Origin of the sequence: Micromonospora inaquosa (assembly GCF_003857055.1) — a bacterium.
Taxonomy (GTDB): domain Bacteria; phylum Actinomycetota; class Actinomycetes; order Mycobacteriales; family Micromonosporaceae; genus Micromonospora; species Micromonospora inaquosa.
The window spans coordinates 1-6904 of sequence record NZ_QGSZ01000311.1; the positions used below are offsets into that span (position 1 = coordinate 1).

The 6904-nt window shown below is 68.7% G+C and carries 7 protein-coding genes; 3 read left to right on the forward strand and 4 right to left on the reverse strand.

All coding sequences use genetic code 11. From position 1 onward, the window contains the following. A partial coding sequence (locus DLJ59_RS28320) for an endonuclease domain-containing protein (protein WP_244236282.1) occupies positions 1-961 on the forward strand: 961 nt, incomplete at its 5' end. Between the two features lie 117 nt (positions 962-1078). Here DLJ59_RS28320 and DLJ59_RS28325 read toward each other — a convergent pair. After that, a complete protein-coding gene (locus DLJ59_RS28325; RefSeq protein ID WP_124776253.1) occupies positions 1079-2164 on the reverse strand; it encodes an ABC transporter permease family protein in 1086 nt (361 codons plus the stop codon). A gap of 49 nt (positions 2165-2213) precedes the next feature. Next, the gene (locus tag DLJ59_RS28330) at positions 2214-2987 is read right to left on the reverse strand and encodes a hypothetical protein (protein ID WP_124776255.1); all 774 of its coding nucleotides are present in this window, start codon (positions 2985-2987) and stop codon (positions 2214-2216) included. 358 nt (positions 2988-3345) lie between these two features. Between DLJ59_RS28330 and DLJ59_RS28335 the strand changes: the two genes are divergently transcribed. Next, the gene (locus DLJ59_RS28335; protein WP_425271468.1) at positions 3346-3717 is read left to right on the forward strand and encodes a ribonuclease domain-containing protein; all 372 of its coding nucleotides are present in this window, start codon (positions 3346-3348) and stop codon (positions 3715-3717) included. 71 nt (positions 3718-3788) lie between these two features. After that, positions 3789-4157, forward strand: coding sequence for a barstar family protein (locus DLJ59_RS28340; protein WP_124776257.1), 369 nt, complete (start codon positions 3789-3791; stop codon positions 4155-4157). 164 nt (positions 4158-4321) lie between these two features. Here the strand turns inward: DLJ59_RS28340 and DLJ59_RS28345 are convergent, their stop codons facing one another. Next, complete coding sequence (locus tag DLJ59_RS28345; protein ID WP_124776259.1) at positions 4322-5815, reverse strand: FAD-binding oxidoreductase; 1494 nt, start codon at positions 5813-5815, stop codon at positions 4322-4324. Between the two features lie 149 nt (positions 5816-5964). Further along, positions 5965-6690, reverse strand: a complete 726-nt coding sequence (locus DLJ59_RS28350) for an HD domain-containing protein (RefSeq protein WP_124776261.1) — start codon at positions 6688-6690, stop codon at positions 5965-5967. Positions 6691-6904 lie beyond the last annotated feature (214 nt).

The following is a 6904-nucleotide window of genomic DNA, read 5'->3' on the forward strand; positions in this document are numbered from 1 at the left end:
GGGCGCAACGGTTTGTGGTGTGAACTCGGTGCTTCGGGGGCTGGTGGAGCTTGGCGCAGGGCTGGTGACGCTCGCGGCGGCCGGGCAGGTGGTGCCGTCGTGGACGCTTCACCAGGCCTGTCGTAACGGCGAGTTGGTACGGGTGCTGCCCGAGGTGTTCGTGGCGGCGCACCTCGTCGGTGAGCGGCCCGGTGCTCCACTCCTGAGTCGACTCGACCCTGCCATGAGTCAGCGGGCGGCCCTCGCCTGGGCCGGCGGCTGCGGCGCGCTCAGTCATCTCAGCGCGCTCACCGTGTGGGGCTTGCGCCCGGAAGTAGTTGGTGACGCCGTGCACCTGAGCGCACCGGCGAGCGCCAGCCTGCGCAGCCGGCCCGGGGTGATCGTGCATCGACGCCACGGCCTGACCATCGAGCCGCCGCAGGTGGCGCTCCGGCAGGGACTGGCAGTCACCCGCCTCGAACAGGCCCTCGTCGACTCGTGGCCGGCATTGCCGCCCGCCGAGAGGCGGGCACCCGTGATCCGGGCAGTCAACGACTGGCTGACCACCCCCGAGCGGCTGGGGGTGGCGCTAGAGAGGGCGCCGAAGCTGGTTGACAGAGCGGCGTTCCGGACACTGCTGGCGAGGCTCGCCGACGGCTGCCGTAGCCCACTGGAGATCTGGGGACACGAGCACGTCTTCACCGGTCCCGGGATGCCGGCGTTCCGCCGACAGGTGCCGGTCCGTGTCGGGCGGCGCACGGTATACCTCGACATGTTCGCCGAACGGCAACGGGTCAACATCGAACTCGACGGGGCCACCACCCACGGCGACCCACCCCAGCGCGAAATCGATCTGCGCCGCGATGCCCTACTGGCGGCCATGGGGATCCTGGTCGTCCGCTTCGCCCACCGCCGCCTCGTACACGAAGTCGACCAGGTACGCCGGGAAACCCTCGCCATCCTGGCGACCCGCCGGACCTAACCCACGCCGTGGACGGTGCGGCGACAGCGGCTCGCCCAGCTGATCCCGGACGACGCGTCGGTGACGCATCAGGTCAGGGCGAACACTGACTACCTGTGCGCCCGGACTGCCGGCTGTTTACCTTTCACCTGCCTGATCGGCCGCCGCCCCACGACTGCGCCGCCAAGGCCGGCGCTGCCGTGGGGTGGCGGGAGCAGCCGTTGTCGGGTTTTCCACCGGTGCGGTGCCGTTCAGGTTCGCCAGGGTCAGGTGCCGGCGTGGCCGTTGCGCAGCCCGAAGGTCGTTGAACCATCGCACGAAGGTGCCGATGAAGATGCCGTCCGGGTCGTTGATGATGTAAATGCCGGTCAGTTCGACGATGTCCTCGCGCGCCTGCCCGTCGACGTGTTGGTGCATCTGCCAGATCAGCCGGCCACCGTACTTTCCGTCTGCGGCGTTCTGGACGAGGACGAAACAGGTCGGGTATTTGCCGAGCACCGCCTCCAACACGGCTTCCTTGCCCTGCTGGCCGGCCTTGACGATTTCCCGGTAGTGCGCCAGGTAGTTCTCGGCCACGAGCTCCGCGATCGATTCGTCGGGGTGGCGCTCCAGCCGGTTCATGTCGAAGTGCGACAGCTGCACGATGCGGTGGTAGGTGACCTTGCCGAGCTTCCGATTGAGTGATTCGAGGTAGCGCAGGCTGTGATCTTTCACGTGAACGTCGCCTGGTTGGACGCCGACCTCCACGAATGAGTTGACGGCGTAAATGCGGGAGTCGCCGTCCTCCTTTGCCGACTCGATGACCATCCGCGCGGCCGCGTAGAGGGCGCGCGCCTTCTCGTCGCGCTCCGGCGAGTGCTGGCCGGGGTCCAGCGGAAAGTACTGAATGGAGAGACCGGCGCGGCGGGTCAACTCCTCGACGCTGCCGCGCAGCGAGGCGAGGATGGCGATCGCCACGATGAGGATGAAGATGAGCACCACGGTGAGCCACGTCGACTGAGTGGTGGCTTTGTCGGCGACGTTCTGACCCAGTTGTCCGACCAGCGCCTGACCGAGCACCGCGAGCGTGAACGCGATCCCCGCGCCGAGGACGGCGACGAGTGGACTCTTTCGGAAGAACAGCCAGGTCCTACGCATTAGCCCACCCGTCCTGGAGTTGTTCTTTGGGCGCTGCGCCGACAGAGCCGCCCACCCCTCGCATTTCGATGTTTGCATGCCGATCAAAGCGTCGAGAATGACAAAAACCCGACAGCCGATTGCTCGCTGGGTCGCCTTAACTCAGCGGGCGCTGAGCCAGCAGCTCGTCGATCCACCGGAGGGCATCCCGCTGCCTGCTGAGCATGTGCTGACGTGCGGTGGCCAGGTCCGGGTCGCCACCGGCCACCGCGAGGTGGTCATCCAGGATCACCACCCACCGGCGGCTGAGCTCTTCGGCGTACCGCGCCTGCTGCAGGTGCTCTTCCAGGCGGCACTCGAGGTTGACCAAACGGTCGATCTGCGGCTGAACCGCCCGTCTGATGTGTTCGTCGAGCCGGACGGCGACGTCTGGCGTGCAGCTGACCTCAAGGTCGCCTCGCTGGTAGCGCCAGGGGCCCTGTGCGGCGAGCGCCTGCTGCAGGTGCATCTCCAGGTCCGCCGCGCGATGCGGGGCCAACTCCCGGGCGGCGTCGGCGGCGAGTCGGGTCAGCCGCTGGATCGCCTGCGGCATGAAGTAGTCGGCGTACCAGGTCAGCACCTCGGCACGCAGACTGACCGTCGACGACCAGGCGAACGTCGCGCGGATGTGGAAGGAGTACACGTAACCCTGGGCGGGCACCACGATCTGCCGGGGCGCGGTGCGCTGCTCGACGAGTGGGCCGGACGGCGTCGCAGGGGCGGCCAGTCCGACAGGCTCCTCATCCTGAAGGGCCGCGACCAGTCGGTCCCAGTTTCGCGCCCACCACCGCCAGCCGCGGACACTCCCGTTCCGGGTGGCGGTGAGGCTGCGGATTCCCCAGTGCCGCCACCGCTCCGCCGGTCTCGGCCTGCCGTCGGGGGCGTCGGCCATGCCACCCCTCCCTGGTCACGGATTCGCATCCCACGCTAACAACGGGTAACCGATCTGATCGCCGCCACGCCGACACGACGCCGCAGCGAAGCGGTCACGCCACCTCGGGCCCGCGGGTACGACGGGACGGGCCCCCGGGGGAAGTGGGTCGTCCGGGGTTCACCGAGCATTGTGGCGACGTTGGGGCGACAAGGGCTGTCGCCGTCGACGGACAGCGGTGAGACTGGTCCTGATCCGACAATCATGCGGATCGATGGATCGGATGGTCTGGAGGCAGCCTGTGTCCACCCTCGTGTCCCCGCTGGCCACGCTCGGCGCGATCCGCCGGCGTACCACCAGCCTCGTCCTGCTCCTCACCATGGTCGCCGCCGCGCTGGTCGGCCCGTCCGTGGTCGCCCCCCGGATGACCGACCCGGCCTCGGCGGCGGTCTACAACTCCTGCACCATGAGCCGCTGCGCGGACGCGCGCACCGCCCGCTCGGGCTGGTCCGCCAAGGGGTTCCCGACCAGTCGCGGCTGGTACTCCTGGAGCGGGGGAAAGTCCAACTTCGCCGGCGGCCGGTTCTACAACTACGAGGGTCAACTGCCCACCAACGCCACCTACTACGAGTACGACGTCTATCCGCGGACCCAGGGCGCTGCCCGGGACGCGTACCGGATCGTGGTGAACCGCAGCACCGGGGTCACCTGGTTCTCGCCCAACCACTACACCGACTTCTACCGGCTCTGACCGACCCGGGGCCGGCCGGTCGAGGTCGGTCGGCCCCGTAAGGTCGCCGTCCCGGTCGGATCAGGAGGCACATGATGGTCGATGAGAACGCGGATCGGACACCCGATTGGCTGATCATCCGTCGTGACGACGCCCTCGACGTGCCCGGTGCGGTGGTGCTGCCCGGAGCGGCGACCCGGACCAGGGTCGGGCTGTTCGCCGCGCTCGCCGCCGGGCTGGCCCTGCCGGCGTACCTGGGGGACACCTGGGATGCCCTCTCCGACGTGCTCCGGGACCGGCTCGACACTGGCCCGCTCACCCTGCTGATCACCGACGCCGGCCAGTTGCTCGTCGACGAGCCGACCGATGAGTACGGCCTGCTGCTCGCGGTGCTCGGCAACCTCGCCACCAGCGCCCCGAACCCGTTGTGCGTCGTCCTCACCGAGGCCACGCCCTCCTGACCGCTGCCCAGCCCCGCCGTCAGGGGTAGGGGAGACGCAATCTGACGGTGGGTGACGGTGCTCGGAGACAGTCGGCCCGGGTCGGGCAGTCGGCCCGGGCCCGGGCCGACTGCCCTCGACGTGGCGGTGCGGGTGGGTGCCACCCGCACCGCCGGGCATCCGGGTCAGTGCGTCGCGGGCGGGATGCTCTGCTCGTACTGGAAGACGTTGTGCGGGTCGTACTTCGCTTTGATCTTGCGCAGTCGGGGGAAGTTGTGCCCCCAGTAGGCCTTCTCCCATTCGGCCATGCCGATGTTCGGCACGTTGACGTAGGCGCCGTCCACATAGGGGCGCAGTGCCTGGCTGAACTCGGCGATCCAGGTCTGGGCGAGCGGGGTGATGGCGTCATCGCTGTCGGGTTCGCCGCGGCTGCCCCAGCCGACGCCGGGCTCGCCGTAGAAGAGCGCGTCGCGGTGTGGGAAGGCCGCGCCACCGAACGGCTCCTGCCGTTGTGCCCCGCGGCCGAAGGCCTGGGTGAAGTAGTTGCTGTCGGGCGAGGGGGCCTTCTCCATGAACGCCTGGACTATGCTGACCGCCTTCTCCGGGAACGGTTCCCGGGTGAACTGGGAGAAGAACTTCCACTTCCCGGGCTCGTCCTCGTTCGGGATCTGGAAGCCGGCGTAGACGTCATCCCAGCCGCCGGTCTGCACGGTGACCGTCGGGTTGCCGATCGACAGGATCGGCGCCAGCAGTTCCCTGGCCTCCGCCTCGGAGCCCTCCGCGAGCACCGCGAACAACAGGATCTCATCCGGGTGGACCTCGACCTGGGTGCCGAGCCGGGGGTCGGTGAAGGGTGCGAGGCGTTGCCAGGCGTCGAAGACCTCGTGCAGGTCGCCGAGACCGGGCCAGGTCACCTGCAGGTAGGCGACGCTGCTGAGCGGAGCGACCTTGTAGGTCAGGGAGGTGACGATCCCGAAGTTGCCGTTGCCCGCGCCGCGCAGCGCCCAGAGCAGGTCCGGGTAGTTCCACGGGTCCACCTCGAGCACCTTGGCCCCGTCGGCGCCCGCCGCCACGACGATCTCCACGCCGATCAGGTTGTCGCAGGCCATCCCGAGGTAGCGGGTGAGGAAGCCGAAGCCGCCGCCGAGGGTGGCCCCGGAGAGGCCCACGGTCCCCTCCGTGCCGGTCGTCGCGGCCAGGTCGTACTCCCCGAGGGCGGCCACCGCCTCCGACTGGTTGAGCCCCGCCCCGAGCTTCGCCGTGCGGCTGGCGGTGTCGATGTGGACGTCCTTGAGCTCACTGACGTCGATCACGATGCCGTTGTCGACGTTCGACCAGCCTTCCAGGTTGTGCCGGCCACTGCGTACCCGCAGCGCGACGTTGTTCTGCCGCGCCCAGGTGAGCGCGTTGACCACGTCCTGGGTCTCCTGAGCGAAGACGATGACCAGCGGATAGTGCACGAACAGCTCGTCCCAGCCGAGGCTGGCCTGCGCGTAGTTGGGGCTCTGCGGGCGGACGATACGTCCGGTCAGCTGTGCCGACGGGTACTTGGTGTCGGCGGCCCAGCCAGGGCCGTCGGCCGCGATCGCCGAGCTGCCGGCGATCATGCTCGGGATGGCGACCGCTCCGGCGCCGACGGCCGTGGCCCTGAGCAGATCGCGACGGGAAAGATCGCGCATGGTCCGAATCCTCTCGATTGGTGGCACGCCCGAAAGATGAACCGAGAGGGATTTACCTCTCATCTGGCGCAAACCAACCGTAAATGCCCGAGCCATTGCGCAGACCTGAGAACTTGTCACGGAACCCGGTCGGGTGATCCGGGGACAGGTCAGTTCGGCGCGGGCTGGTCCAGGATGGCGCTGAACCGCTCCTCGGCAAGGTCGAGCTGGCCGAAGATGTGCCGCTTCACCGGCAGGGACAACGGGGTGTCCGGTCGGCTGATCAGGTCCCGGAAGAGCGGCACCAGCGGCCGGTACTTCCGGGCCGACGAGATCACCTTCGGCCCGACCGTGTGGATCACGCCCACGCCGTTGTCGGTGAAGTCCGACACCTTGATCACCCGCGCCCAGGGCTCCCGGTCCAGGCTGACCGCCAGGTGCTCCCGGTACTGCGCGTTGCGGTCCCGCTCGGGGTCGTACACCGGATTGGTGACCGCGGCGACGAGGGTGGCCACCCGTGGCCCGAACCGCGCGGCGAGCGCGGCCAGCGCGGCCCCGGTCGGGTCGCTGCCCGGGTCGCCGTCAGCCAACTCGGCCGGGTGGTCCTCCACGGCGTCGTGCAGCAGACCGGCGACGATCACGTCAACGTCGCGCACCTGGTAGTGGTGCATCAACCGGATCGCCACCCGCAGCAGGTGGTTGAGGTACGGCTCGCGGACGCGTCGATCGTCGCGGTGCAGTTCGGCGGCGAGATCGAGCGCGGCGGTCAACCGGGCCCGGGCGGCGTCGTCGAACTGCCGGACCTCCAATCGGAAACGTTCCAGCAGGCCCGGTTCGCCGTGGATCTCGGTGATCGCGTGCATCGGCATGCTGCCCAGGTGCGGCGGGAAGTTCATGCGTCACTTATAGCCGATCTTCACCACATCGATGAGCCCCTAAGTCGCCGACCCGACCGCGATTTGGGTGCGCCGCCGAGGGCTAGCCCCAACGCCGTTCAGTTAGGCGGTTAGTCGGGGTGTCAAGGCGTGTCTAGGACGTAAAGCAGCGGAGCTCCGGTATAGAGGGTGGTCACTCTAAGACGCCCTTGAACCTGGAGCTCCGCTGGCTGAT

Coding starts and splice junctions, on each gene's coding strand:
- DLJ59_RS28350 (WP_124776261.1), bottom strand. CDS start 6,690: ATGAACTTCCCGCCGCACCTGGGCAGCATGCCGATGCACGCGATCACC.
- DLJ59_RS28345 (WP_124776259.1), bottom strand. CDS start 5,815: ATGCGCGATCTTTCCCGTCGCGATCTGCTCAGGGCCACGGCCGTCGGC.
- DLJ59_RS28330 (WP_124776255.1), bottom strand. CDS start 2,987: ATGGCCGACGCCCCCGACGGCAGGCCGAGACCGGCGGAGCGGTGGCGG.
- DLJ59_RS28340 (WP_124776257.1), top strand. CDS start 3,789: ATGATGGTCGATGAGAACGCGGATCGGACACCCGATTGGCTGATCATC.
- DLJ59_RS28335 (WP_425271468.1), top strand. CDS start 3,346: ATGGTCGCCGCCGCGCTGGTCGGCCCGTCCGTGGTCGCCCCCCGGATG.